Origin of the sequence: Corynebacterium sp. HMSC072A04 (genome assembly GCF_001809235.1) — a bacterium.
GTDB lineage: Bacteria > Actinomycetota > Actinomycetes > Mycobacteriales > Mycobacteriaceae > Corynebacterium > Corynebacterium hiratae.
In genome coordinates this window covers 1-399 of the sequence record NZ_KV796754.1, presented here as the reverse complement: position 1 = coordinate 399, position 399 = coordinate 1, and the positions used below count along the sequence as shown (strand labels likewise).

1 pseudogene is annotated in these 399 nt (G+C 53.6%); it reads left to right on the top strand.

Annotated elements, in window-relative coordinates:
* Window positions 1–101 precede the first annotated feature (101 nt).
* Window positions 102–399 (top strand): annotated as a pseudogene (locus HMPREF2565_RS03665) (transposase); the annotation flags it as partial.

Genomic DNA, 399 nt, shown 5'->3' with positions numbered 1-399 from the left:
AACGTCACTCTTGACACTGTTACCTGTTGGTTTTCGTCGGTGGGGAGGAATTTTTCCGCACTAAGTGGGTAGTGCCGGGGGTGTTCAGTAGTCTGATTTTTGTGAGTCCTTATATTCGCACTGTCAAGACCGCTTCTGGGGCGATGGCGGTGCAGGTGGTGTTCTCTGAACGCAAAGGTGCGAAAAGGATGAAGCATATCGGTTCAGCGCATTCAGAGTCTGAGCTTGCGCTTTTGCGGGCTGAAGCTCAACGCATCGTCGATGGTGACCAACTCGCATTGGACTTCGGCGAGGTTAGACACATCCCTCCGGCAACAGGCAGCGTTTCCAACCCGCTGCCTGTAGTCGGTCAGCGGGCCGGATACTTGCTGGACTGTATTGATGCGTGTTTCAACGAGT